We start from the raw sequence: 25381 nt of genomic DNA, 5'->3' as shown, positions 1-25381 counted from the left end.
CTCAGCCCACTTCGTCCGGGAGGCGGGCATGCCCTCTGGCGGGTCCTACGGCGCCCTGTGGGCGTCGAGGAACGCTTCGAGCCCGGCCAGGTCGTCCGTGTTGAGATGGTCGACGCCGGCGGCGAGGAGTTCGCCCCACAGCGCGTCCCGGGCGGGACCGGCCGCATCTGGTGTGGCCCAGAAGCGCACCCGCTGTCCGTGGGAGTGGGCCGCCGACACGATGCCGTTCAGCCGGGCGCGCTCGGCGCCGGGAAACGGACCGGCACCCAGCCAGGTGAAGTTGAGCGTCCAGTTGTCGGAGATCAGCGGCACGAAGGAGGCCGGCGCCGAGGTGCCGAGGTCGGCGAGGCGCCCGTCGTAGAAGGCCCGCCGTACGTGCTGTGCCTCCATGGGCACCCTGGCGGCCCGGTCGCCGGAGATCACGGCGGTGACCGGCCCGGGGCGGACGCGACCGTGGGCGTAGGTGGTGAACAGGCCCGGGTAGCGGCGGAGACGGCGGTCGAGTTCGAGATACGTCGACGAGCCCTCGGTCTTGATGTCGATGAGGAGCTGGAGCGGACGGCGGTAACCCCGGTACACGGAACCGTGGTTGGCCTTCACCCGGGCGGCGAGGGTGTCGAGGTAGAGCGATTCGAGGGTACGGGCGGGGTCCAGGTCCGAGGGATCGTGGGCGACGAGGAGCTGGTCGCCCACGAGACAGATGTCGGCCTCGACGCTGCCGAAGCGGTGGTCGAGGGCGTCGAGGAGGGGGCGGGGATGCTCGTAGTCGTTGTGCGCGTGGGCGCGCCACAACGGGATTGGACCGTACGTCGGTTCGCCCGCGAGGGCGCGCGCTGCGGGCAGTACGGCGGTGCCCGCGAGGGCGGCACCGAAGGCGGTGAGAGCTCTGCGACGGGTGGTGAGGGCCATGCGCTGCCTCCCTGGCTGGAGTTCATGTGGGGCTGACTCTGGAGCTGACCGAGGAACGACGCTGCCGCGAGTATGCGGGTCGGGTGGGGCCCGGCAGCAGGGCCCGGCAAGGGAGTTGGCCGACTCGCCGCTGTGCGTTCATGGCTGCCGCAGTGCGTTCATCTCATACGCGCCGCGCACACGAAGAAGCCCGCCCCCTCGGACAGCGGGGCGGGCTTCGGCCGTACGGGGTGTACGTCAGGGGGCACGCAGGCCGACCAGCTCGGCGAGTGCCGCCCGGTGGCCGCCGGCCGTGCCGTAGGCAATCGAGTCGGCCTTGGCGCGCTTGAGGCACAGGTGGGTCGGGTGCTCCCAGGTCATGCCGATGCCGCCGTGCAGCTGGAGCGCCTCCTCGGCGGCGCGGACGGCCACGGGAGCGGCGTACGACTGGGCGACGGCGACCGCGATGTCGGAGTCCGCGCTGCCGGTGGCGAGGGCGTCCGCCGCGCTCCGGGCAGCGGCGCGCAGGCCGACGACCTCCAGCCAGAGCTGGGCCAGCCGGTGCTTGACGGCCTGGAAGCCGCCGACAGGCCGGTTGAACTGCTTGCGGTCCTTCAGATAGCGCACAGTCTCGGTCAACGCCCAGTCGGCGAGCCCGAGTTGCTCGGAGGCGAGCAGCCCGGCCCCGGCGCGCAGCGCACGCCGTACGGCGGGTTCGGCGTCGCCGAGCAGGCGGGCCGAGGCTCCGTCGAAGGTGACCGTGGCGACCGGCCGGGTGAGGTCCAGGGAGACCTGCGGGGTGACGGTGACGGCGTCCGCGGAAGTGGACACCGCGTAGAGCCCGCCGTCGTCGGCCGGCACCAGCAGGACGTCGGCGACCGTCGCGTCCGCGATGCCCGTCAACTCACCGTGCAGCAGGCCGCCTTCATGCAGGACGACCTTGTAGGCGCCGCCGGGAGCCACGTTCAGCGCGACGGCGAGGGCACCGACCGTCCGGCCGGAGGCCAGCGCGGCGAGCAGCTCGCCCGCCGCGTCGCCCGTACCGGCCAGCAGCGCCTCGGTGGCGACAACGGCACTCGTGAGATACGGGACGGGTGCGACGGCGCGCCCCAACTCCTCCAGAACCACAGCGACTTCGCGGTGCGAGGCGCCCTGGCCGCCCTGCTCCTCCGGCACCAGGAGACCGGCCAGGCCCATGCCTTCGGCGAGGGACTTCCACAGGGAGAGGTCGTGCGGGGCGCCCGTCTCCATGCGGGTGATCACGCCGGCCGGATCGCAGTGGTCGGTGAGCAGATCCCGGACGGCGGCGCGCAGCGCCTCTTCCTCCTCCGAGTACAGCAGGTCGGGCTCGGTGCTCGCGGTGCTCGGCGTGCTCATCGGGCGAGGTCCTTCCAGGCGACGTCCTTGTCGGTACGCGGTTCGCTGGGCAGGCCCAGGACACGTTCGGCGACGATGTTCAGCAGGACCTCGCTGGTCCCGCCCTCGATGCTGTTGCCCTTGGCACGCAGGTAGCGGTAGCCGGCGTCACGGCCGGTGAAGTCCACCAACTCGGGCCGGCGCATGGTCCAGTCCTCGTACAACAGGCCTTCCTCGCCGAGGAGTTCGACCTCCAGGCCGCTGATCTCCTGGTTGAGGCGGGCGAAGGAGAGCTTCAGGCCGGCGCCCTCCGGGCCGGGCTGGCCGGCGACGAGCTGCTGACGTGTCCGCTCCCCGGTCAGCCGAGCGACCTCCGCCTCCACCCACAGCTTCAGCAGCCGCTGGTGCAGATCGTGGGTGCGCAGCTCGGGGCGTTCGCGCCACGCCTCGGCGACGGGCCCGATCATGCCGCCCTCGCGCGGGATGCGCATACCGCCGATGGCCACACGCTCGTTGTTCAGCGTGGTCTGCGCGACCCGCCAGCCGTCGCCGACCTCGCCGAGCCGATGGGCGTCGGGGATGCGGACGTCGGTCAGGAACACCTCGTTGAACTCGGCCTCGCCGGTGATCTGGCGCAGTGGCCGCACCTCGACACCGGGGTCGGTCATGTCGCAGAGGAAGTAGGTGATGCCCTTGTGCTTGGGCACGTCGGGATCGGTGCGCGCGATGAGGATGGCCCAGCGGGCGAGATGCGCGCTGGACGTCCACACCTTCTGCCCGTTGACGATCCACTCGTCCCCCGACCGCACGGCCCGCGTGCCGAGCGCGGCGAGATCGGATCCGGCGCCCGGCTCACTGAAGAGCTGGCACCAGACCTCCTCCCCCACCCACAACGGCCTCAGGAACTTCCGCTTCTGCTCCTCCGTGCCGAAGCCGAGGATGGTCGGCGCGGCCATTCCCAGGCCGATGCCGATGCGCCGGGGGTCGTTGTCGGGAGCCCCGGCAGCCGCCAACTCGGCGTCCACGACGGCCTGGAGGGTGCGCGGCGCACCGAGCCCGCCCAGCCCTTCCGGGTAGTGCACCCAGGCGAGCCCGGCATCGAAGCGGGCCTTGAGGAAGTCGAGCCGGTCGGTGTCGGCGGGCGGATGGGCCGCCAGCAACTCCCTTGTGAGTCGGGTGAGTTCAGCTGCGTCGGTCATGCGGCGGCTCCGTTCTCCAGCGAGGGCAGGACGGCGACCCGGCCGGTGGTGACACCGTCGGCGACGCGCTGCACGGCGGCCGAGGCCCCGCTCAGCGGCACGCGCTCGCTCACCAGCGGCTTGATCGCGCCCCGGGCGGCCAGCTCGGTGAGCTGCTCGTGGCAGTGCTGGACCAGCTTCGGGTTCTTGGTGGCGTACAGGCCCCAGTGCAGGCCGAGGATCGAGTAGTTCTTCACGAGGGCGTGGTTGAGCCCGGGACTGGGAATGGCCCCACTGGCGAACCCGACGACGACGATCCGCCCCTCGAAGGCGACGACCTTGGTGGACTGGGTGTAGGCCTCCCCGCCGACGGGGTCGTAGACCACGTCGACACCGCGCCCGCCGGTGGCTTCCTTCACCGCCCCGACGACGTTCTCCGTACGCCGGTCGATGACGACGTCGCAGCCCAGCTCCCGCGCCACGGACACCTTCCCGGCCCCGCCGACGACACCGATGACGGTGGCCCCGGCGGCCTTCCCGAGCTGTACGGCGGCGCTGCCGACCCCGCCCGCGGCGGCGTGCACGAGCAGTGTCTCGCCGGCCTCCAGGGCGGCCCGCCGGTGCAGTCCGAACCAGCCCGTCTGGTAGCCGATGAGGAGGGAGGCGGCCTCGGCGTCGTCCAGCGACTCGGGGGCCGTGAACAGCCCGCGCGGGTCCGCCACCACGTACTCGGCGAAACCGCCGTACGGCAGCACGGGGTTCCCGATCACCCGGCGGCCGTCCTCCGTCTCACCGCAGATCTCCACCCCGGGGGTGAAGGGAAGCGGCGGCCTGATCTGGTACTCGCCGCGGCACATCAGGACGTCCGGGAAGTTGATGGTCGCGGCACGCACCTTCAGCAGCACCTGGCCCTCGGCGGGCACCGGCCGCTCCACCTCTCCGAGGACCATCACCTCGCCCGGCTCACCGTTCTGGTGCACTTGCCATGCCTGCATGGGGGGCCTCCACGGGACTGTGCTCGTCTTGTCCGACTGACCGGGCTCGACCGCATACTAAGCGGTCGCTTGCAGATCAGGGAACCGGCGAGAACCGTTCCGCGGCAGTCGCGTACGTCACGGTCCACGTCATGATCGCGGCTCTTTCCCACGGGCGGGCCGCGCCCGTACGTGCATCCGCTCCCCCTGCGGGCCGAACAGGCTGAGGAACTCCGCGGGCCCCTCCCCCACCGCCCCGAACCAGTGGGGCACCCGGGTGTCGAACTCGGCAGCCTCCCCCGGCCCGAGCACCACGTCGTGCTCACCGAGCACCACCCGGAGCCGCCCCGACAGCACGTACAGCCACTCGTACCCCTCGTGCGTCCGCGGCTCGGGCTCCTCGTGGATCACCGGCAGGATCACCTTGAACGCCTGGAGCCCGCCCGGCTGCCGGGTGAGCGGGAGATACGTCCGTCCGTGGCGCACGATCGGCTTGGCCCGCACCCGGGGATCGCCGACCGGCGGGGCGCCGACCAGCTCGTCGAGCGCCACGCGATGCGCACGCGCGATCGGCAGCAACTGCTCCAGGCTGGGCCGCCGCAGCCCCGACTCCAGCCGCGACAACGTACTGACGGAGATACCGGTCGTGGCAGACAGCCCCGCGAGGGTCACTCCGCGCTCCTTGCGGATCCGGCGCAGCCGGGGCCCCACCTCCGCGAGGACCTGGTCGGTGTCCTCGTCGGCCGGGGCGTCGGTCCGGGAAGCGGTCGTCGAAACGGGCGTGGCATCCATACGGGTATTGCAGTTTCGGCAAAGAGGTTTGTCAATGCGGCAGCGAACGAGCGACGGTCGGGGTGGAGGTGGTCACCATGACCGCAGAACACAGGACCGACAGGTACGAGGTCGTCGTCATCGGAGGCGGCGCGGCCGGACTGTCCGCCGCGCTGGTCCTCGGCCGGGCCCGCTGCCGCACACTGCTCGTCGACGCGGGCGAGCCGCGCAACGCACCGGCCGCACACATGCAGGGCTATCTGTCCCGCGACGGCATGCCCCCGGCCGAGTTCCTGGCCGTGGGCCGCGAGGAGATCGCGCGGTACGGGGTGGAACTGGTCCGGGACAGGGCGGTGGACGTCACCAAGGGCGAGGACTTCACGGTGACGCTGGCGAACGGTGACCGGACGGTGCACGCCGGGCGGCTCGTCATCGCCACGGGATTGCGGGACGAGCTGCCGGCCGTACCGGGCGTGGCCGAGCGCTTCGGGCGGGACGTGCTCCACTGCCCGTTCTGCCACGGCTGGGAGGTACGGGACCGGGCGTTCGGGGTGCTCGCCTCGGCCCCGGCGAGCGTGCACCAGGCGCTGCTGGTGGCCCGGTGGTCGAAGGACGTGACGCTGTTCCTGCACACCGTCGCGGAGACGGAACTCACCGACGAGGACCTGCGCAGGCTGGCCACGGCGGGCGTCGCGGTGGTCCCCGGCGAGGTCGCGGCCCTGACGACCGACGACGACCGCCTCACCGGTGTGCGCCTCACGGACGGCACGGTCCATGCCCGCGACATCCTGTTCGTCGCCCCGCGCGCGGTTCCGCGCAACGCCCTCTTCGCGACCCTGGGCGCCGAGCTGACGGAAACCCCGTTCGGGACGTACCCGAAGGTCGATGCGACGGGTCTGACGACCGTGCCCGGCGTCTGGGCCGCGGGCAACGCGATCGGCTTCGCCGAACAGGTCGTCCACGCGGCGAGCGGCGGCTACCGCGCGGCCACGGCGATCGTGGCGGACCTGGTGTTCTCGGCCCTGGACCCCGTCGGCCCGTCCGGCGTCTGAGAACAGGGCCCGCTTCCCGGATGTGGATCCGCCACCCCCGTTGCACCATGGCTGCATGCTGCTGACCCGGCTCGCGCACGTGTCCCAGGAGGTCGCCGCCACCTCCGCCCGGTCCCGCAAGATCGCCCTGCTCGCCGAGCTGTTCCGGGACGCCGACGCCGACGACGTGCCGATCGTCATCCCGTATCTCGCCGGACGCCTGCCACAAGGGCGGCTGGGGATCGGCTGGAAGGTGCTGGACCAGCAGGTCGCCGGCGCCGCCGAGCCCTCGCTCACCGTACGGGACGTCGACGCCCGCCTCACCGCCGTCGGCGCGGTCACCGGATCCGGCTCGCAGGCCGAACGCAGGAGGCTGGTGGGCGAGTTGCTGGCGGCGGCCACCGCGGACGAGCAACGCTTCCTGTTCGCTCTGATCACGGGTGAGGTACGGCAGGGCGCCCTGGACGCCGTGGCCGTGGAAGGGCTGGCGGCAGCCACCGGCGCACCACCCGCCGACGTACGGCGGGCGGTGATGCTCGCGGGCGCGATCCAGCCCGTCGCACAGGCGCTGCTGGCCGAGGGGCCGGCGGCCCTGGCCCGTTTCCGGCTCACCGTCGGCCGCCCCGTCCTGCCGATGCTCGCCCACAGCGCCTCCTCGGTGGCGGAGGCCGTCGACAAACTCGGCGCCTGCGCCGTCGAGGAGAAGCTGGACGGCATCCGGGTCCAGGTCCACCGCGACGGCGACGATGTACGGATCTACACCCGCACTCTCGACGACATCACCGACCGCCTGCCCGAACTGACCACCGCAGCAATGGCGTTGAGAGGCGAGCGGTTCATCCTGGACGGGGAGGTGATCGCCCTCGACACCGCCGGGCGCCCGCGTTCCTTCCAGGAGACCGCCGGTCGTGTCGGCTCCCGCGTGGACGTGGCGACGGCGGCCCGGGAGACACCCGTCTCCCCCGTCTTCTTCGACGCGCTGTCGGTCGACGGCCACGACCTCCTCGACCTCCCGTTCACCGAACGGCACTCGGAGCTGGCCCGTCTGGTCCCCGAGCCGATGCGGGTACGGCGCCTGCTGTCCGGCGGCGCCGCCGACCTCCCCGCCGCCGAGAGGTTCCTGGCCGACACCCTCGCGCGCGGCCACGAGGGCGTCGTGGTCAAGGCCCTCGACGCCCCCTACAGCGCGGGGCGCCGCGGTGCGGCCTGGCTGAAGGTCAAGCCCGTCCACACGCTCGACCTGGTGGTGCTGGCGGCCGAGTGGGGCCATGGCCGCCGTACCGGCAAGCTCTCGAACCTCCACCTCGCGGCCCGCGACTCGGACGGTTCCTTCGCCATGCTCGGCAAGACCTTCAAGGGCATGACCGACGCGATGCTGACCTGGCAGACGGAGCGGCTCCAGGCGCTGGCCGTGTCGGACGACGGCCGGGTGGTGACCGTACGCCCGGAACTGGTCGTCGAGATCGCCTACGACGGCCTCCAGCGCTCCACCCGCTATCCGGCCGGCGTCACCCTCCGCTTCGCCCGCGTCGTCCGCTACCGGGAGGACAAGACACCGGAAGAGGCGGACACCGTACGGAGCCTGCTGGCCGCGCACCCGGAGGCGACCCGGTGACGGAGACGACGAAGGGGAAGGGGAGGCGCAGCGCCGGACTCCTGCTGTTCCGCCGGCGGGCCCGGCCCGGTCAGGCGCTGGAGGTGCTGCTCGGTCACATGGGCGGGCCCTTCTTCGCCCGGCGCGATGCCGGGGCCTGGACGATTCCCAAGGGCGAGTACGAGGACGGGGAGACGGCCTGGGACGCGGCGCGCCGCGAGTTCCGGGAGGAGCTGGGGCTGGCGCCGCCCGACGGCGAGGCCGTGCCGCTCGGCGAGGTCCGGCAGGCCGGCGGCAAGGTCGTCACGGCGTGGGCGATCGAGGCGGACCTCGATCCGGCGGCCGTGGTGCCGGGCACGTTCAGGATGGAGTGGCCCAGGGGGTCCGGGCGGGAGCGGGAGTTTCCCGAGCTGGACCGGGTGCGGTGGTTCGGCCTGGAGGAGGCCCGGGCCGTGATCGTGACGGCTCAGACGGGGTTTCTGGATCGTCTGACGGAGCACTCGGGGCATTGAGATCGTGTCGGTGGGCGGCGTACGCGTTGCGGGGGCCATCGGCGCGCGGGAAGGTCGAAGGACAGCCCTCAACCTGGAGGCACGGCATGCCCATCGCGACGGTGAACCCGGCGACCGGCGAAACACTCACGACGTACGAGGCCATGGACGGCGAGGAGATCGAGCGCAGGCTCGGGGCCGCCGAGGCCGCCTTCCGCACGTACCGCACGACCGGCTTCGCCGAGCGTGCCCGGCTGCTGGGCCGGGCCGCCGGTCTGCTGGACGAGGACCGGGACGACATCGCCCGCACCATGACGGTCGAGATGGGCAAGCCGGTCACGCAGGCCCGCGCGGAGGCCGCGAAGTGCGCGAAGGCGATGCGCTGGTACGCCGACCACGCCGAGGAACTCCTCGCCGACGAGGAGCCCGCCGAGGCGGACGTCAAGGACTCCGGGGCCTCCCGCGCCGTGGTCCGTTACCGTCCGCTGGGGCCGGTGCTCGCGGTGATGCCGTGGAACTTCCCGCTCTGGCAGGTGATCCGCTTCGCCGCGCCGGCGCTGATGGCGGGCAACGTGGGCCTGCTCAAGCACGCCTCGAACGTGCCGCAGACCGCCCTCTACCTGGAGGACCTGTTCCGTCGGGCGGGTTACCCCGAGGGCTGTTTCCAGACGCTGCTGATCGGGTCGGGCGCGGTCGAGGAGATCCTGCGCGATCCGCGGGTACGGGCGGCCACGCTCACCGGCAGCGAGCCGGCGGGGCGCGCGGTGGCGTCCGTCGCCGGGGACGAGATCAAGAGGACGGTGCTGGAACTGGGCGGCAGCGACCCGTTCATCGTCCTGCCGTCCGCCGATGTCAAACGGGCCGCTCAGGTCGCGGTGACAGCGCGTGTGCAGAACAACGGGCAGTCGTGCATCGCCGCGAAGCGGTTCATCGTGCACACGGACGTCTTCGACGCGTTCGCGGAACGCTTCTCGACCGCCATGGCGGCGCTGAAGGTCGGCGATCCGCTGGCCGAGGACACGGAGGTCGGGCCGCTCGCGAGCGAGCAGGGGCGCGACGAGCTGGAGGCGCTGGTCGACGAGGCCGTGGAGAGCGGCGCGACGGTTCTGTGCGGCGGCGAACGCCCCGAGGGTTTCACGGACGACGGCTGGTACTACGCGCCGACGGTCCTCGCCGACGTCACGCCCGAGATGCGCATTCACCAGGAGGAGACGTTCGGCCCGGTCGCCACGCTGTACCGCGCCGCTGATCTGGAGGAGGCGTTGGCGATCGCCAACGACACGCCTTTCGGCCTCAGTTCCAACGTGTGGACCCGCGACGAGGCCGAGGTGGACCGTCTCGTACGGGATCTGGAAGCGGGCGGAGTCTTCGTCAACGGGATGACCGCGTCCCACCCGGCGTTCCCGTTCGGCGGTGTCAAGCGCTCCGGGTACGGGCGTGAGCTGTCGGGGCACGGAATCCGCGAGTTCTGCAACATCACGACGGTATGGCACGGAGCGTGAGCGTTCCGCGGCTACGATCCCCCCTGTGAACCGCGAAGTGACTCTGCCTCTGATCGTCGACGACCGCGGCACGTTGCAGGTTGCCGCCTCCGACGTCAGCAAACTGCTGCGCACGGTCGGGGGCCGCTGGCTGCATCTGGTGGAGGCCGGCCAGGACGGCCTCGACGAGGACACCGTGGCCGCCCTCACCATCGAACTGGCCAAACTGGCCGACCGGATCGACGTGGCCTGCATCGCCCACAGCAGCGGGAGCGCCTCCGGCTGAGGTGAGGGATGCGCCGTGGGGGCGCGGGTTTCGTTCCGTCCACCGGTCAGCTGTGGCTGGTCGCGCAGTTCCCCGCGCCCCTGCGAATCGCCCCGCGTCCGAAACGTCGAAGAGCTGCCCCACCCAGAGGCGCGGGGAACTGCGCAGCCACGACGCACCCGCAGCCCGAAGCAACACCGCACCCCAACGGCGCTACCGAATCGGCATCCCCGACAAGGTCCGCGCGATCACCAACCGCTGGATCTCACTCGTGCCCTCGAAGATCGTGTAGATCGCCGCGTCCCGGTGCATGCGCTCGACGGGATACTCCCGTGTGTATCCGTTCCCCCCGAGTATCTGGATCGCCTGCCCGGTGACCTTCTTCGCCGTCTCGCTGGCGAACAGCTTCGACATCGACCCCTCCGCCGCGGTGAACGGCTTCCCGCTGATCGCCATCCACGACGCCCGCCACGTCAGCAGCCGCGCCGCGTCGATGGACGTACGCATGTCGGCGAGCTGGAAGGCGACGCCCTGGTTGTCGATGATCGGGCGGCCGAACTGCTCACGGGTCTTCGCGTAGTCGAGGGCGACCTCGTACGCGGCCCGGGCCGTACCCACCGCCATCGCGGCCACCGCGGGGCGGCTCGCCTCGAAGGTCGCCATCGCCGCGTTCTTCACCCGCTCGCCGCCGGACTTCGCGCGCTCACGGGCCCGGGCGAGGCGCTCGTCGAGCTTCTGCTTGCCGCCGAGGAGGCAGGAGCCGGGGATGCGGACGTTCTCCAGGACGACCTCGGCGGTGTGCGAGGCCCGGATGCCGTGCTTCTTGAACTTCTGGCCCTGGGACAGGCCGGGCGTGTTCGGCGGGACGATGAAGGACGCGTGGCCCTTGGAGCCCAGGTCGGCGTCGACCACGGCGACGACGACGTGGACGTTGGCGATGCCGCCGTTGGTCGCCCAGGTCTTCGTGCCGTTGAGGACCCACTCGTTCTTGGCCTCGTCGTACACCGCGCGGGTGCGCATGGAGGCGACGTCGGAACCGGCGTCGGGCTCGGAGGAGCAGAAGGCGGCGACCTTGACATCGTTGGCGTCGCCGTACATCTGGGGGATCCAGGTGCCGATCTGCTCCTCGGTGCCGTTGGCGAGGACGCCCACGGCGGCGAGGCCGGTGCCGACGATGGAGAGGGCGATGCCCGCGTCACCCCAGAAGAGCTCCTCCATGGCCATCGGGATGCCGAGGCCGGTGGGGTCGAAGTACTGCTGGGCGTAGAAGTCCAGGGAGTAGATGCCGACCTTCGCGGCCTCCTGGATGACCGGCCAGGGAGTCTCCTCGCGCTCGTCCCACTCGGCGGCGGCGGGACGGATCACGTCGGCGGAGAACCCGTGGAGCCAGTCACGGACCTCTTTCTGTTCGTCATTGAGCTCCATGGTGAATTCGGCCATGACCCCTCCATCGCTGCACTAGCATGTTACCTAAGGTAACTGGAGTCTGTTACCCGCCGGTAGGAAAAGTCAACTCCCGGACCCCGGTCGGCAACCCGTTCGATGGGCATGGACCGATCAGTGCTAGTTTGCGCAAGCGTCACCGAAATCAGCACGGGTGGGGAGAAACCATGGACACCACGCAGCAGACCGATCAGCAGCGGTCCGCCGACCGCCGCCGGCGCGAGCTGCTGGAGGCCGCGGACCGGGTGGTGCTGCGCGACGGTCCCGGCGCCTCGATGAACGCCATCGCCGCCGAGGCGGGCATCACCAAACCGATCCTGTACCGGCACTTCGGCGACAAGGGCGGACTCTACGCCGCTCTGGCCAAGCGGCACACCGATGCGCTGCTCAACTCGCTGCGGGCCGCGCTGGACGCTCCGGCGGAACGGCGGGAGCGGGTGGAGGCCACGCTGGACGCCTACCTCGCGGCGATCGAGGCGCGGCCCCAGGTGTACCGGTTCCTGATGCACCCCGGGGACGGCGTGTCACCCGGCGACCCCGGGTTCGATGTGAGGAAGCACTCGCTGCCCCTGCTGCGGCTGATGGGCGAGGAGTTGGCCCAGGTGATCGAGGACCGGCTGGACCTTGGCCCCGGCAGTCAGCAGCTGGCCCGGGTGTGGGGGCACGGCATCGTCGGGATGATGCATGCGGCCGGGGACTGGTGGCTGGGTGAACGGCCCTGCTCTCGGGCCGAGTTGGTGCGGAGTCTGGCTGATTTGCTGTGGGGGCGGCTCGCTGCCGCCGGCGATCGCGTGGGGGGTCCGGGGTTCTGAAGGGTTGCTCGTCGTCCGCGGGCCGGTGGGGGCTTGTCGCGCCCACGCGGCGGAGCCGCCCATGTCACAGCCCCGCGCCCCTCAGAGTCCCCGGTGCCAAGAAGCTCGGGTTGCCTGGCGCATGAGTTTCTTGTGGCGCCGGCCCGTCAAGCGGTCCGCGTACGTTCGGCCCTCCAAGTGGTCGCACTCGTGCTGGAGGCAGCGGGCGAAGAAGCCCGTGCCCTCGATCCGCACCGGCTCCCCTGCCACCGTGAAGCCCTCGACCACCGCCTCGTCGTACCGCTCCGTGCCCGCTTCCAGGCCCGGGAGGGACAGGCAGCCCTCCGGACCCCGCAGGACCAGCCCCGTCGCCTCCACCAGGCGGGGGTTGACGACGTGGCCGACATGGCGGGTGTCCTCGTCGTCGGGGCAGTCGTATACGAAGACCCTCAGGGGCCTGCCGATCTGGTTCGCGGCGAGGCCGACGCCCTGGGCGGCGTACATCGTCGCGAACATGTCCTCGACGAGCCCGGCGAGTTCGGCGTCGAAGTGTGTCACTTCCGCGCAGGGGGTGTGGAGAACGGGGTCTCCGAGCAGTGTCAGGGGGCGGACGCGCCCCCGGGTGCCCGGGATGGAGCCTGGTCGCATGGCCGCAAGGGTACGGTCACCCATGTCGCGCGGGCGCCGTGGTGGTGCCGCGATGCGGATCCGGTGTACGGATCTCGATAGGCTGAGGTCCACACCACGTGGCCGGAGGCACAGGCGCGGCGCGTACGCAAGGAGGATCGAGATCTGATGGCAGGCAACTCGGACCCGCTCACTCCGCGGGCCAAGCTGGCCGTGACGGCCGGCAAGGCCGTGGCGGCGGCATCGCGTGCGGCAGGGCGCGGCAGCGGATCGGTGATCGGCGGCAAGGTAGCCCTCAAACTCGACCCAGACCTCCTCGCCCGGCTCGCCCAGCACCTGGACGTCATCCTGGTGTCGGCCACCAACGGCAAGACCACGACCACGCGGCTCATCGCGGAGGCCCTGCGTGCCGCCGGGCCGGTCGTGTCGAACGCGCTCGGCGCCAACATGCCCGCCGGCATCACCTCGGCGCTGGCGGGCGGCTCGGACGCCAAGTTCGGGGTCATCGAGGTCGACGAGAAGTACCTCGCCGGCGTCGCCCGCGACACGGACCCCAAGTGCATCGCACTCCTCAACCTCTCCCGCGACCAGCTCGACCGCGCCGCCGAGACCCGCATGCTCGCGGAGAACTGGCGTGAGGGGCTCGCCGGTTCGAAGGCCGTGGTCGTCGCCAACGCCGACGACCCGCTGATCGTGTGGGCCGCCTCCTCCTCGCCCAACGTGATCTGGGTCGCCGCCGGGCAGATGTGGAAGGACGACGCCTGGTCCTGCCCGTCCTGCGGTGGCGTGATGCAGCGCCCCGGCGACGACTGGTTCTGCGGTCAGTGCGGTTTCCGCCGCCCGACGCCGAGTTGGGCGCTGTCCGGCGACCACGTGCTCGACCCGCACGGGTCGGCCTGGCCGATCCACCTCCAGCTGCCGGGGCGCGCCAACAAGTCCAACGCCGCCGCGTCCGCCGCGGTCGCCGCCGTGTTCGGCGTACCGCCGCAGGTCGGCCTGGAGCGCATGTACCAGGTGCAGGCGGTGGCCGGACGGTACGACGTCGTGCAGTTCATGCAGCGCGATCTGCGGCTGCTGCTCGCCAAGAACCCGGCAGGCTGGCTGGAGACGTTCTCGCTGATCGACCCGCCGCCGACCCCGGTCATCCTCTCGGTGAACGCGCGGGGTGCCGACGGCACCGACACCTCGTGGCTGTGGGACGTCGACTACACGCAGCTCACCGGGCACCCGATCTTCGTCATCGGTGACCGCAAGCTCGACCTCGCGGTGCGCCTGGAGGTGGCCAACCAGCACTTCCAGGTCTGCGAGAACGCCGACCAGGCCGTGCAGATGGCGCCGCCCGGCCGGATCGAGGTCATCGCGAACTACACCGCCTTCCAGGATCTGCGCCGCCGCGTCGGCAACTGACCACTGCCGCCAACCGACCACTGAGGACGATCACTTCATGAGCGACAACCAGCTGCGTCTGGTGTGGATCTACCCGGACCTGCTCAGCACGTACGGCGACCAGGGCAACGCGCTCGTCGTGGAACGCCGGGCCCGGCAGCGCGGCCTCGACGTGGCCCGGCTCGACGTGCGCAGCGACCAGCCGATCCCCACCTCCGGCGACATCTATCTGATCGGCGGCGGCGAGGACCGGCCGCAGCGGCTCGCGGCGGAACGTTTGCGCCGCGACGGCGGACTGCACCGGGCCGTCGGCAACGGCGCGATCGTGTTCTCCGTGTGCGCCGGCTACCAGATCCTGGGCCACGAGTTCATCAACGACCTCGGCCAGCGCGAACCCGGCCTCGGGCTCCTCGACGTGGTCTCGGTGCGCGGCGAGGGCGAGCGGTGCGTGGGCGACGTACTCGGGGACATCGACGCGCGCCTGGGTCTGCCCCCGCTGACCGGCTTCGAGAACCACCAGGGGGTCACCCACCTCGGCCCCACCGCCCGCCCGTTCGCGAAGGTGCGGCTCGGCAAGGGCAACGGCACGGGGGACGGCACGGAGGGCGCGTACAACGACACGGTCTTCGGTACGTACATGCACGGCCCCGTGCTCGCCCGCAACCCGCTGATCGCGGACCTGCTGCTGAAGCTGGCCCTCGACGTCAACGCGCTGCCGCCGACCGACGACCGCTGGTACGAGGCGCTGCGCAACGAGCGGATCACGGCGGCGCAGCAGCAGCCCGCCTGACCTGCGTGCTCCCCCGCTTCCGCCCCGACCTGTACACCCGCTGTACGCGTCGGCGCCACCGGCCCGTCTGACGGGGCATCCGCACAGGTGAGCGCGGGTGTCCAGCACGCGGACGGGTGCTACGGCCCTGGTCCCCGCCGCCGGTATGGTGGCGGGGATCGAGCCGGACAGCGTGGTCCGGTCCCGGCCCACGTGGAGAAGGTTTTCGGGCGATGCGCATTGGTGTCCTGACGTCCGGCGGCGACTGCCCCGGCCTGAACGCCGTCATCCGGTCCGTCGTGCACCGCGCCGTCGTGGACCACGGTGACGAGGTCATCGGCTTCCGGGACGGCTGGAAGGGCCTCCTGGAGTGCGACTACCTCAAGCTCGACCTCGACGCGGTGAGCGGCATCCTCGCTCGCGGCGGCACCATCCTCGGCTCCTCGCGGGTCCGTCCCGAGCATCTGCGGGACGGCGTGGAGCGGGCCAAGGGCCATGTCGCCGAGCTGGGGCTCGACGCGATCATCCCGATCGGCGGCGAGGGCACGCTCAAGGCGGCCCGGCTGCTGTCCGACAACGGCCTGCCGATAGTCGGCGTACCGAAGACCATCGACAACGACATCGCGGTCACGGACGTCACCTTCGGCTTCGACACGGCCGTCGGGGTCGCCACGGAGGCCCTGGACCGGCTGAAGACCACCGCCGAGTCCCACCAGCGCGTCCTGATCGTCGAGGTCATGGGCCGCCACACCGGCTGGATCGCCCTGCACTCGGGCATGGCCGCGGGCGCCCACGCCATCGTCGTACCTGAACGCCCTTTCGACATCGCGGAGTTGGCCGCACGCGTCGGCGCGCGCTTCGAGGCGGGCAAGCGGTTCGCGATCGTCGTCGCCGCGGAGGGCGCGAAGCCGCGCGCGGGCTCGATGGAGTTCGACGAGGGCGGCAAGGACGTGTACGGCCATGAGCGCTTCGCCGGGATCGCCCGGCAGCTCTCCCTCGAACTGGAGGAGCGGCTCGGGAAGGAGGCCCGTCCGGTCATTCTGGGGCATGTGCAGCGGGGCGGGACGCCCACGGCCTACGACCGGGTGCTGGCCACGCGATTCGGGTGGCACGCGGTGGAGGCTGTGCACCGGGGGGAGTTCGGGCGGATGACCGCGCTGCGGGGGACGGACATCGTGATGGTTTCGTTGGCCGAGGCCGTGGAGACGCTGAAGACGGTTCCTGACGCCCGGTACGCAGAGGCCGAGTGCGTGCTTTAGTCGTTGACCGTTGTTCGTCGGGTGCGGGTCCGCTGTGGCTGATCGCGCAGTTCCCCGCGCCCCTGAAGGCCCTCCCCCGCCCCCGGTCCAAGTCGTTACCGGGGGCGGTTCTACTCTGGGGGGATGGAGCACAACGGGCACGGTACGACCATGGATCTTCCACCCTTCACCCTGGGGCGGGGGCTCGGGTGGTCCGCCGACCCGTTCTTTCTGGTCGCCTGTCTTGTCGGCCTCGGTCTGTACGCGTGGGGGGTCGTGCGGCTGACCCGGCGTGGGGACGAGTGGTCCGTCGGGCGGACCGTTTCGTTCGTGCTCGGTGTGCTGACCGTCATGCTCGTCATGTGCACCCGGCTCAACGACTACGGCATGGTCATGTTCAGCGTGCACATGGTGCAGCACATGGTGATCAGCATGGTCTCGCCGATTCTGATCCTGCTCGGCGCGCCGATCACGCTCGCGCTCCGGGCACTGCCGGTCGCCGGCCGGGGGCGGAAGGGGCCGCGTGAGCTGCTGCTGGCGTTGCTGCACAGCCGGTACATGCGGATCGTCACGCACGCGGCGTTCACCATTCCGCTGTTCATCGCCAGCCTGTACGTCCTGTACTTCACGCCGCTCTTCGACTTCCTGATGAGTTCGAAGGCCGGGCACATCACGATGATGTGTCACTTTCTCGCCGTCGGACTGATCTTCTTCTGGCCGATCATGGGCGTCGACCCCGGCCCGAACCGGCCCGGCTATCTGATGCGGATGCTGGAGCTGTTCGCGGGCATGCCGTTCCACGCGTTCTTCGGCATCGCGCTGATGATGGCGTCGGAGCCGATGGTCGAGGCCTACCGGAACCCGCCCGCCTCGCTCGGCATCGACGCGCTGTCCGACCAGAACGCGGCCGGCGGGATCGCCTGGGCGTTCAGCGAGATCCCGACCGTACTGGTGCTGCTGGCGCTGCTGTTCCAGTGGTACAGCTCCGAGCAGCGGCAGGCCAAGCGTCAGGACCGGGCCGCCGACCGCGACGGCGACAAGGAACTCGAGGCGTACAACGCCTATTTGGCCTCACTGAACGCACGTGGGCGCTGAATCAACTTTTATTCCCCTTGCCTGAAACACATTCGCATTCAGTAGCATGGACGTGACGTATCCGCCGGGGGGAGCGGTATGACACTTCACGCTTTCAGGAAACCTGGTCCGCAGCGGCTTGCCGTCGCACTGTTGTGCGTTCTATTAGCCAGCAGTTGCGACAGGGAGATACCGCCGACGGTGGTGAAGGCGGTGGCTTCGGGGGTGCCCTCCCTAGCGCCGTTCTTCGACGAGAACAGCGGCCTGGGGCATGACGCCCAGGTCCGTTCCCAGCCCGCACACGGCAGCAGCCTGCAGCAGGGCAGCACGCCCGGCCTGTACGGGGGCACGAGGAAACCGACGGTCTGCGACGTCGACCGGCTGGAAAAATTCCTCACCGACCCCAGGAACAACAGGAAGGCCCAGGAATGGGCACGTGTGGTCGATATTCCGCAGAGTGGGATTCCCGCCTATCTCGACCGGCTCACGCCGGTTCTCCTGCGCCACGACACCCTCGTGAAGAATCACGACTACAAGAAGGAAAAAGCGGTCCCCTACGACGCGTTGCTCCAGGCGGGAATCGCGGTTCTCGTCGATGAGGCGGGAGTTCCCGCCGTGAAGTGTTCATGCGGAAATCCGCTGAAGCCGTTCAAGGGTGCCACGAACCGGATTTCCGTCGAGTTCGAGGACGGCAACAGGAAGTGGAGCGACTACGACGCCGACGAGGTCGTGCTCGTACGCCCCGCGCCCAGCAAGGTCGACCGGTTCGCGCTGATCGACGTGGACGAACCGGAGCGGGGCATCTACCGCCGAACCGGGACCAGGGGCGAGGCCGACAAGGTCTTCGACACGCGCGAGCGGCACCCGGTACCGCCCCTCGCCGGGACGACCTTCGGCGCCGCGAGCAGCCGGCTGACGACCCTGGGCCTGGCGACGGCGTACGACAGCGCCGGGCTGCCGCCGTCCGACGCCACGGTCACCGGGTCGGACCCGGGTCCGGGGACAGCGCTTCCCTTCGGCTCGTACGTGAGGCTGAACGTGCGCATCGAGTCCGGATCGCCGGACGACGGGAGCGGCGGCGGCGGAAACGGCGGCACGACTCCCTCCGGGACGGGCACAGGGCCGGGATCGGGGTCGGGGTCGGGGTCGGGGTCGGCGCCAGGTTCCGGGCCGAGTTCGGCTCCGGGGTCCGACACTCCGTCACCCGGCGGGAGCGGCCCGTCGGCTCCGTCGACCGCTCCCCCGGTGTCTCCGCCCTCGTCCGGCGACGAACCCACGCCGAGCGCGGCTTCCGAGCCGCCCTCGTCCGATCCCGCACCGTCGGGCCCCAACAGCGGCACCCCCGACACCGGCCCCACCAGTGAGGCACCCTCCTCCGAACCACCCCCGCCTCCCCCGCCCCCGCCTCCTCCACCGCCACCGAGCGACCCGCCCAGCGCGCCATCGGAAACCACCGGCGCACCCCCCGACCCACCACCCCCCGAGCCGAGCGACCCGCCTCCGACGACAGCCACAGCATCGGAAACGCCGGGCGCGCAACTCGCCCCCTAGGGGCGCGGGGAACCGCGCGACCGGCCCCCACGGGCCCGCGGCCAACGATCCACCCAACAGCGGAGTCACCGGATGCCATCAGGACCACCCACATCGGGAGTGGGCCGGGTCATAGCCGGCCGATACCTGCTGCTCAACCGACTCGGCAGCGGCGGCATGGGCCACGTCTGGCTCGCCCACGACCAGAGACTCGCCTGCGAGGTCGCCCTCAAGGAGATCGTGTTCCGTGATCCGGGCGAGGCCACCGCGGAGCGCACCGCCCGGGTCGCCCGGGCCCGCGCCGAGGCCCGCCACGCGGCCGTGCTGCGCGGCAACCCGAACGTGGTGACCGTGCACGACGTACTGGAGCACGAGGGACTGCCGTGGATCGTCATGGAGTACGTGGCGGGCGCCCTCGACCTGCGTGACCTGATCGGTATGCGCGGTCCCCTCGCACCCGCCGAGTGCGCCCGTATCGGCCTCGCCGTCCTGGACGCGCTGACGGCCGGTCACGAGCAGGGCATCATGCACCGGGACGTCAAGCCCGCGAACATCCTGCTGGCGCCGGACCGCACCGGGACGCCGTACGCCCGGATCCTGCTCACCGACTACGGCATCTCGGTGCAGCCGGACGCGGGCGAGACGCGGTACACGCTGACGTCCGCCCTGATCGGCACAGCCGGCTATCTGGCACCCGAGCGTGCCACGGGCGGGCCGCCGACCGCCGCCGCCGACCTGTTCTCGCTGGGCTGCACGCTGTACTGCGCCGTCGAGGGCGTCGGGCCGTTCGAGAGGGACACGCATCTCGCGGAGATCACCGCGGTGGTCATGGAGGAGCCCCGGAAACCGGAGCGGGCGGGCGCGCTGGGACCGGTGCTGGAGGCGATGCTCGCCAAGGACCCGGTCCAGCGGATCACGGCGGCCCGCGCGGAAGCCGCCCTGCACCGCATCGTCACACCCGAGGTCGACGCGTACGAGCGCACCAGGACGGACCCGGGGTCGATGCCCCCGTGGGGTGCGCCGGAACACCTGAACGGGCACCAGTACGTGCCCGCACCTGCCCTGCACCAGCCCACGGACCCGGCCGCGTACCCGCCCGGCCCCCGCCCGCCCGTGCCCGTGCCGCCGCCTCCCCGGCGCACCCGGGCGCTCCCGGCAGCCCTGGGCGCCCTGCTCGGGGTCGCGCTGGCCGGTCTCGGGCTCTGGTTCACCCTGGGGAACCCGACGGACAGCGGCGACGAGCGGACCGTGCAGAAGCCGTACGGCGACCCCGTCGGTCTCGCCGCACCCCTGTCGGAGGGCGACTGTGTGATCGCCGACTGGCCCGGCGGCACGCGCTTCCAGGGGACGCCACGCCTGACCGTGGACCCGACCTGCCGGGACGCGCCGCCGGACGGTCAGGTGCTGGCGGTCGTGGAGGCCGGGTCCGCCGCCGAGGCGCGGGAGCAGGGGCCCGCCCGGTGCGAGGAGCGGACCCGGGATCTCCGGGAGAAGCTGGCGGACGTACGCGGGTATGCCGTCGTACCGGCCGAGGGCGGCTTCGCTGCCGCCGACGGACGTACGGCCTGTCTGCTGCTCGGTGCGCACGGGCCGGTGTACGGGCCGTTGGGGCCGTACCGCGAGCCCGGGCAGGCGTTCCGGGACACGGCCACCATGCAGAAGCGGGACTGTCTCCAGGCGCCCTCCGGGCGGGAGGCCCGGCTGATCGCCTGCACCGAGCCGCACGACGAGCAGGTCCTCGGGTTCGCCCGACTGGACGCCGGTGTCCCCTTCGACAAGGCACGGGACATGTCGGACGCGGCCTGCGCGAAGGACGTGCCGCCGGCCGACTACGGCTTCGACCCGTCGGTCTACGAGGCCGGGTCCTGGACGAGCGGTGGAGCGTGGGACTCCGGAACGCATTTCGTCGTGTGCACCGTTCGGAAGCAGAACGGGGGCACCATGGAGGGAGAAGAGCCATGAGGAGGGTGTTGCGATGCCCGGTTCCACGAACGGTTCCACGAAGACCATGGGGGTGCTCACCGTGGGCGGGCTCGTCGTGGTGACGGCCTACACGGTGGCGCTCGGCAGCAACGGCTGGCTGTGGTTCGGCTGGGTGGTGCTGGGTCTGATCACTCTCGGGATGGTGGTCAGCCGGCCCACCTGATGCCCGTCCACCCGATGCCCGTCCACCCGAATGGATCAACGTCAGTGGTGGCGCAGTGGTGGAGCGGTGGCGGGTCGGGTCAGTTCTCGAAGAGCCGGCCTGCCGAGTGGACGCCCGGCTGGTACTTCGGCAGCCGGGCGGTGATCTTCATGCCGGCGCCGAGGGCTGTCTCGATGACGAGGCCGTGGTCGTCCCCGTAGACCTGGCGGAGACGGTCGTCCACGTTCGAGAGGCCGATGCCGCCCGACGGGCTGACCTCGCCCGCGAGGATACGGCGGAGCAGGACCGGGTCCATGCCGGCGCCGTCGTCCTCGATGACGACCAGGGCCTCGGCGCCCGCGTCCTGCGCGGTGATGCTGATGTGGCTCTTGCCCGCGAACGCCGCCCTGCCCTCCAGGCCGTGTTTGACCGCGTTCTCCACGAGGGGCTGGAGGCAGAGGAAGGGCAGGGCGACCGGGAGGACCTCGGGGGCGATCTGCAGGGTGACGGAGAGGCGGTCGCCGAAGCGGGCCCGGACCAGCGCCAAGTAGTGGTCGATGGCGTGGAGTTCATCGGCGAGGGTGGTGAAGTCGCCGTGCCTGCGGAACGAGTAGCGGGTGAAGTCGGCGAATTCCAGGAGCAGTTCGCGGGCGCGCTCGGGATCGGTGCGCACGAACGAGGCGATCACCGCGAGCGAGTTGAAGATGAAGTGCGGGGATATCTGGGCGCGAAGTGCCTTGATCTCGGCCTCGATGAGGCGGGTGCGGGACTGGTCCAGGTCCGCCAACTCCAGTTGGACGGAGACCCACCGCGCGACCTCCCCCGCGGCGCGGACGAGGACCGCTGACTCGCGGGGCGCGCAGGCGACGAGGGCGCCGTGGACGCGGTCGTCGACGGTGAGGGGGGCCACGACGGCCCAGCGCAGCGGGCAGTCCGGGGAGTCGCAGGTGAGGCGGAAGGCTTCGCCGCGCCCGGATTCCAGGGGTCCGGCGAGGCGTTCCATGATCTCGGCGCGGTGGTGTTCGCCGACGCCGTCCCAGACGAGGACCGACTTCTGGTCGGTGAGACAGAGGGCGTCCGTGCCGAGCAGGGTGCGCAGCCGTCGGGCCGAGCGGCCCGCGGTCTCCTCGGTGAGGCCGGCGCGCAGCGGGGGCGCGGCGAGGGAGGCGGTGTGCAGGGTCTCGAAGGTGGCGTGCTCGACGGGGGTGCCGAGGCCGCCGAGGCGTTCGGGGCGGGCGGTGCGCCGGCCGAGCCAGAAGCCGGCGGCCAGCAGCGGGAGGACGGCCACGCAGAGGCCGGCGAGGAATCCGCTCACGGCCGGGTCACCTCCGTACGCGCGCCTCCGGAGAGACCGTGGCCGCCGTGGCCGCCGTGTGCCCCGGACAGTTCCTCCGGCAGGTGGAAGCGGGCCAGGATGGCCGCCGTACCGGCCGGGACGCGGCCCGGGGTGGCCAGGGACACCAGAACCATGGTGAGGAAGCCCAGGGGCACCGACCAGAGGGCGGGCCAGGCCAGCAGGGCGTGCAGGGCGCCCGTGCCCGGGAAGCCCGCCATGGTCGCGGCCACGGCGAGGAGCGCGGAGCCCCCGCCGACCAGCATCCCGGCGGCGGCGCCCGGCGGGGTCAGCCGGCGCCACCAGATGCCGAGGACGAGCAGCGGGCAGAAGGAGGACGCGGACACGGCGAAGGCGAGCCCGACGGCGTCGGCGACGGGGAGTCCGCCGACGATGGCGCTGGCGGCGAGCGGTACGGCCATGGCGATGACCGTACCGAGCCGGAAGTGCCGTACGCCGCGCGAGGGCAGGACGTCCTGGGTGAGGACGCCGGCGACGGCCATGGTGAGCCCCGACGCGGTGGACAGGAACGCGGCGAAGGCGCCGCCCGCCACCAGCGCGCCGAGCAGATCGCCCCCGAGGCCGCCGATCACTCGGTCGGGCAGCAGGAGGACGGCGGCGTCGGCGTCGGCGGTGAGGGCCAGTTCGGGGGCGTAGAGGCGGCCCAGGGCCCCGTAGACGGGCGGCAGGAGGTAGAAGGCGCCGATGAGGCCGAGGACGGCGACCGTGGTGCGGCGGGCGGCGACGCCGTGCGGGCTCGTGTAGAAGCGGACCACGACGTGCGGCAGGCCCATGGTGCCGAGGAAGGTGGCCAGGATCAGGCCGTACGTGGCGTACAGCGGGCGTTCCTCGCGGCCCTCGGCGAGGGAGGTCGACATGCCGCCGTTGGTGCCGCGGTCGGCCTCGGGCACGGCGGCGCCCTTGGCGAAGGTGAGGCGGGTGCCCCCGTCGATGTGATGGGTGCCGGCGGGGAGGTGGAGGACCTGGTCCTGGTGCGGGCGGCCGTCGACCGTGCCGGTCACGGTGACGGTGAGCGGGGCCTTGAGCCTCAGGGCGAGGTCGCCCTCGACGCGGACGACGCGCCGCTCGCGGAAGGTGGCGGGTTCGTCGAAGGGGCGGCTCGGGGCACCGTCGCCCTGCCAGGCGAGGACGAGGAAGAGGGCGGGGACGAGGAGCGCGGTGAGCTTCAGCCAGTACTGGAAGGCCTGGACGAAGGTGATGCTGCGCATTCCTCCGGCGGCGACGGTGGCGACCACGACGACGGCGACGATGACCCCGCCGGCCCAGTCGGGCGCGTCGGTCAGTACGGCCAGCGTCAGCCCGGCGCCCTGGAGCTGGGGCAGGAGGTAGAGCCACCCCACACCCACCACGAAGGCCCCGGCGAGCCGTCGTACGGCCTGGGAGGCGAGGCGGGCCTCGGCGAAGTCGGGGAGCGTGTAGGCGCCGGAGCGGCGCAGCGGGGCGGCGACGAAGAGAAGCAGCAGGAGGTAGCCGGCGGTGTAGCCGACGGGGTACCAGAGCATGTCGGGGCCCTGGACGAGGACCAGCCCGGCGATGCCGAGGAAGGAGGCGGCGGAGAGGTACTCGCCGCTGATCGCGGCGGCGTTGAGACGGGGGCCGACGGTGCGGGAGGCGACGTAGAAGTCGGAGGTGGTGCGGGAGATGCGCAGGCCGAACGCGCCGACGAAGACCGTCGCCACGACGACGAGGGCGACGGCCGGGACGGCGTAGTTCTCGTTCATACGGAGTTCTCGTTCATACGGAGTTCTCGTTCATACGGACCGGTTCCCGTTCATGCGCCCGTCCCTGTTCCCATTCCCGTTCGTGTTCCCGTTCATGGCTCAGCGGTCCTGGTCCTCGACCAGCCGGACGAAGTCCCGCTCGTTGCGTTCGGCGCGCCGTACGTACCAGCGGGCGAGCAGTACCAGGGGCGTGTAGAGGCCGAAGCCGAGGATCAGCCACTCCAGTCGGTGGGCTTCCGGCATCGCCGCGAAGAGCAGCGGCAGCGGGGCGATGAGCAGCGCGAGGACGGCGAACACGGCGAAGGCGGCGCGGAGTTGGGAGCGCATCAGGGAGCGGACGTAGGTGTGGCCGAGGGTGGTCTGCTCGTCGATCTCGGTACGCGGCCGGTAGTAGCCGGAGCTCCGGCGGGTGCGCCGGGGAGGACCGGTGACGACGACCCGGCGTTCGGAGGGGTCCTGGGGCATGGGTGGGGCTCCGCCCTTCAGCTCGCGGGCCGGCGCATCAGCAGGTCGCGCAGCTCGCGGGCGTGCCGTCGGCTGACCTGGAGTTCCTCGGCGCCGACCAGGACGCTCACGGTGCCCGCGTCGAGGCGGAGTTCGCCGATGTGGCGCAGGGCGACGAGATGGCGGCGGTGGATGCGCACGAACCCGCGGGCCCGCCAGCGCTCCTCCAGGGTGGAGAGCGGGATGCGTACGAGGTGGCTGCCCCGGTCGGTGTGCAGACGGGCGTAGTCGCCCTGGGCCTCGACGTGGGTGATGTCGTCGACGGCGACGAAGCGGGTCACTCCGCCGAGTTCGACGGGTATGTGGTCGGGGTCGGGTTCGTGCACGGGTATGGGCGCGGGGACGGGCGGGGCGCCGGTCCGCAGTTCGGCGGCCCGGCGGACGGCCTCGGCCAGGCGTTCCTTGCGTACGGGTTTCAGTACGTAGTCCACGGCCTTGAGGTCGAACGCCTGGACGGCGAAGTCCTCGTGGGCGGTGACGAACACGACGAGCGGCGGCTCGGCGAACCCGGTCAGGAGCCGGGCCAGGTCGAGGCCGTCGAGACCGGGCATGTGGATGTCGAGGAACACCACGTCGATGGCCTCGGGTCCGCCGGGCCCCGATTCCAGGGCCCGATTGATGCGCCGCAGGGCCTCGGTGGCGTCACCGGCGCCCTCCGCGCTCCCGATCCGTGGATCCGCGTGCAGCAGATACAGCAACTCCTCCAGGGAGGGGCGTTCGTCGTCGACGGCGAGGGCGCGCAGCATGAAGGTGGAGTGTAGGTGGGATTCGTACCTGTGCCCATGCGCCG

At 71.5% G+C, this 25381-nt stretch carries 24 protein-coding genes; 13 read left to right on the top strand and 11 right to left on the bottom strand.

The genetic code is table 11. The annotated features are described in order from the left end of the window. Positions 1–45 precede the first annotated feature (45 nt). The 5 genes from OG595_RS37770 to OG595_RS37750 all read right to left on the bottom strand — a co-directional run bounded on the left by OG595_RS37770 (position 46) and on the right by OG595_RS37750 (position 5188). Positions 46–909: a phosphatidylinositol-specific phospholipase C/glycerophosphodiester phosphodiesterase family protein gene (locus OG595_RS37770; protein ID WP_329280114.1), complete on the bottom strand. Its 864-nt coding sequence runs from the start codon at positions 907–909 to the stop codon at positions 46–48. 237 nt (positions 910–1146) lie between these two features. Continuing rightward, entirely contained in the window at positions 1147–2265 is a 1119-nt protein-coding gene (locus OG595_RS37765) for an acyl-CoA dehydrogenase family protein (protein ID WP_329280112.1), read from the bottom strand. Beyond that, positions 2262–3443 carry an acyl-CoA dehydrogenase family protein gene (locus tag OG595_RS37760; RefSeq protein ID WP_329280110.1) on the bottom strand — a complete coding sequence of 394 codons (1182 nt, stop codon included), beginning with the start codon at positions 3441–3443 and terminating at the stop codon, positions 2262–2264. The genes OG595_RS37765 and OG595_RS37760 overlap by 4 nt, the downstream gene beginning before the upstream one ends. Further along, on the bottom strand, positions 3440–4417 hold the full coding sequence (locus OG595_RS37755) for an NADPH:quinone oxidoreductase family protein (protein ID WP_329280108.1): 978 nt from the start codon (positions 4415–4417) through the stop codon (positions 3440–3442). The genes OG595_RS37760 and OG595_RS37755 overlap by 4 nt, the downstream gene beginning before the upstream one ends. 129 nt (positions 4418–4546) lie before the next feature. Beyond that, the gene (locus OG595_RS37750; protein ID WP_329280106.1) at positions 4547–5188 is read right to left on the bottom strand and encodes a helix-turn-helix domain-containing protein; all 642 of its coding nucleotides are present in this window, start codon (positions 5186–5188) and stop codon (positions 4547–4549) included. 77 nt (positions 5189–5265) lie between these two features. Between OG595_RS37750 and OG595_RS37745 the strand changes: the two genes are divergently transcribed. From OG595_RS37745 to OG595_RS37725, 5 genes are all read left to right on the top strand, one after another. Then, positions 5266–6219, top strand: coding sequence for an NAD(P)/FAD-dependent oxidoreductase (locus OG595_RS37745; protein WP_329280104.1), 954 nt, complete (start codon positions 5266–5268; stop codon positions 6217–6219). Between the two features lie 55 nt (positions 6220–6274). Next, complete coding sequence (locus OG595_RS37740) at positions 6275–7813, top strand: ATP-dependent DNA ligase (RefSeq protein WP_329280102.1); 1539 nt, start codon at positions 6275–6277, stop codon at positions 7811–7813. After that, the gene (locus tag OG595_RS37735; RefSeq protein ID WP_329280099.1) at positions 7810–8304 is read left to right on the top strand and encodes an NUDIX domain-containing protein; all 495 of its coding nucleotides are present in this window, start codon (positions 7810–7812) and stop codon (positions 8302–8304) included. Before OG595_RS37740 ends, OG595_RS37735 begins: the two co-directional genes overlap by 4 nt. A gap of 86 nt (positions 8305–8390) precedes the next feature. Further along, complete coding sequence (locus tag OG595_RS37730; protein WP_329280098.1) at positions 8391–9785, top strand: NADP-dependent succinic semialdehyde dehydrogenase; 1395 nt, start codon at positions 8391–8393, stop codon at positions 9783–9785. A 25-nt stretch (positions 9786–9810) separates the two neighbouring features. Then, positions 9811–10050 (top strand): DUF6213 family protein, encoded by a 240-nt coding sequence (locus OG595_RS37725; RefSeq protein ID WP_189149781.1) that lies wholly within the window; start codon positions 9811–9813, stop codon positions 10048–10050. Positions 10051–10242: 192 nt separating this feature from the next. Here the strand turns inward: OG595_RS37725 and OG595_RS37720 are convergent, their stop codons facing one another. Next, a complete protein-coding gene (locus tag OG595_RS37720; RefSeq protein WP_329280097.1) occupies positions 10243–11469 on the bottom strand; it encodes an acyl-CoA dehydrogenase family protein in 1227 nt (408 codons plus the stop codon). Between the two features lie 170 nt (positions 11470–11639). Between OG595_RS37720 and OG595_RS37715 the strand changes: the two genes are divergently transcribed. Then, positions 11640–12284, top strand: coding sequence for a TetR family transcriptional regulator (locus tag OG595_RS37715; RefSeq protein ID WP_329280095.1), 645 nt, complete (start codon positions 11640–11642; stop codon positions 12282–12284). 81 nt (positions 12285–12365) lie between these two features. On the opposite strand, the gene def is transcribed toward OG595_RS37715, so the two are convergent. Continuing rightward, complete coding sequence (gene def / locus OG595_RS37710; protein WP_329280092.1) at positions 12366–12911, bottom strand: peptide deformylase; 546 nt, start codon at positions 12909–12911, stop codon at positions 12366–12368. Positions 12912–13058: 147 nt separating this feature from the next. Between def and OG595_RS37705 the strand changes: the two genes are divergently transcribed. The 7 genes from OG595_RS37705 to OG595_RS37675 all read left to right on the top strand — a co-directional run bounded on the left by OG595_RS37705 (position 13059) and on the right by OG595_RS37675 (position 21033). After that, the gene (locus tag OG595_RS37705; protein ID WP_329280090.1) at positions 13059–14297 is read left to right on the top strand and encodes a MurT ligase domain-containing protein; all 1239 of its coding nucleotides are present in this window, start codon (positions 13059–13061) and stop codon (positions 14295–14297) included. A gap of 37 nt (positions 14298–14334) precedes the next feature. Beyond that, complete coding sequence (locus OG595_RS37700; protein ID WP_329280088.1) at positions 14335–15066, top strand: type 1 glutamine amidotransferase; 732 nt, start codon at positions 14335–14337, stop codon at positions 15064–15066. A 212-nt stretch (positions 15067–15278) separates the two neighbouring features. Further along, positions 15279–16304, top strand: coding sequence for a 6-phosphofructokinase (locus OG595_RS37695; RefSeq protein WP_329280085.1), 1026 nt, complete (start codon positions 15279–15281; stop codon positions 16302–16304). A gap of 123 nt (positions 16305–16427) precedes the next feature. Next, entirely contained in the window at positions 16428–17378 is a 951-nt protein-coding gene (locus OG595_RS37690) for a cytochrome c oxidase assembly protein (RefSeq protein WP_329280082.1), read from the top strand. 204 nt (positions 17379–17582) lie between these two features. After that, positions 17583–18908 (top strand): PASTA domain-containing protein, encoded by a 1326-nt coding sequence (locus OG595_RS37685; RefSeq protein WP_329280080.1) that lies wholly within the window; start codon positions 17583–17585, stop codon positions 18906–18908. 72 nt (positions 18909–18980) lie between these two features. After that, a complete protein-coding gene (locus OG595_RS37680; protein WP_329280077.1) occupies positions 18981–20849 on the top strand; it encodes a serine/threonine-protein kinase in 1869 nt (622 codons plus the stop codon). Between the two features lie 13 nt (positions 20850–20862). Continuing rightward, the gene (locus OG595_RS37675; protein WP_105969565.1) at positions 20863–21033 is read left to right on the top strand and encodes a hypothetical protein; all 171 of its coding nucleotides are present in this window, start codon (positions 20863–20865) and stop codon (positions 21031–21033) included. A gap of 79 nt (positions 21034–21112) precedes the next feature. On the opposite strand, the gene OG595_RS37670 is transcribed toward OG595_RS37675, so the two are convergent. The 4 genes from OG595_RS37670 to OG595_RS37655 all read right to left on the bottom strand — a co-directional run bounded on the left by OG595_RS37670 (position 21113) and on the right by OG595_RS37655 (position 25337). Next, positions 21113–22327: a sensor histidine kinase gene (locus OG595_RS37670; RefSeq protein WP_329280073.1), complete on the bottom strand. Its 1215-nt coding sequence runs from the start codon at positions 22325–22327 to the stop codon at positions 21113–21115. Further along, complete coding sequence (locus OG595_RS37665) at positions 22324–24087, bottom strand: sodium/solute symporter (RefSeq protein WP_329280071.1); 1764 nt, start codon at positions 24085–24087, stop codon at positions 22324–22326. The genes OG595_RS37670 and OG595_RS37665 overlap by 4 nt, the downstream gene beginning before the upstream one ends. 99 nt (positions 24088–24186) lie before the next feature. Continuing rightward, entirely contained in the window at positions 24187–24552 is a 366-nt protein-coding gene (locus tag OG595_RS37660; protein ID WP_329280069.1) for a hypothetical protein, read from the bottom strand. Positions 24553–24569: 17 nt separating this feature from the next. Beyond that, the gene (locus OG595_RS37655) at positions 24570–25337 is read right to left on the bottom strand and encodes a LytR/AlgR family response regulator transcription factor (RefSeq protein WP_329280067.1); all 768 of its coding nucleotides are present in this window, start codon (positions 25335–25337) and stop codon (positions 24570–24572) included. Positions 25338–25381: the final 44 nt, after the last annotated feature.

The sequence above is a fragment of the Streptomyces sp. NBC_01451 genome (assembly GCF_036227485.1).
In the GTDB taxonomy this organism is placed as follows: Bacteria; Actinomycetota; Actinomycetes; order Streptomycetales; family Streptomycetaceae; genus Streptomyces.
Note: the sequence above shows the minus strand (reverse complement) of the source record. Positions and strands in the feature narration are given on the sequence as shown.